Consider the following 587-nt stretch of genomic DNA (forward strand, 5'->3'; position numbering starts at 1 on the left):
CGTCATCCACTGCTGCGGGCCGCGACCGCCGAGCGGGCGGCCTTTCTGCGCGCTGGTGTCAGTGCTCCACTCATCCGTCAATCCGAGACCCGGGTGCGTGATGTTCAGGTCCTGGTGACCGTCAAGCTGCCGCTCCCGGGTCCCTTGCCGAGCGCCGCCGCGCATCAGGCCGCGCTCGATCTGCGCGCGAGCACCGAGCAGGTGCTGGCGACCGTCGGACTTCAGCCCCGTCCGGTCATGGCCGGGGATCTGGTCCGGCTCATGAGCAGCCTGCTCAACTGGGGGCCAGAGGCGACCTGGCGCGAGCGGGTGACACCCGAGGCCGATCCGACCCGCATCCTGCGCGAGCAGTTTTTGGATCCGGATCAAGGGATCGAGGTCGATGCCCAGGGACTGACGCTGGGCGAGTGCCGGGTGCAGACCCTGTCGGTCAAGCGTTTTCCCGATCGGCTGCACTTCGGTCTGGCCGCCCGTTATCTGAGTGATCCCTTCTCGGGGGCGCGCGGCATTCCGCACAACCTGCTGGTGTGTCTCAATCTCCACTTCCCCGAGCCCGAGACCACCCGGACGCTGCTCCAGACCCAGAG

General features: G+C 68.0%; 1 protein-coding gene. It reads left to right on the forward strand.

What is annotated here, in order from left to right; genetic code table 11:
• On the forward strand, window positions 1-587 hold a 587-nt coding region (locus G3480_RS27300; protein ID WP_164657301.1), incomplete at both ends, for a TraC family protein.

The organism is Thiorhodococcus mannitoliphagus (assembly GCF_010915725.1).
In the GTDB taxonomy this organism is placed as follows: Bacteria; Pseudomonadota; Gammaproteobacteria; order Chromatiales; family Chromatiaceae; genus Thiorhodococcus; species Thiorhodococcus mannitoliphagus.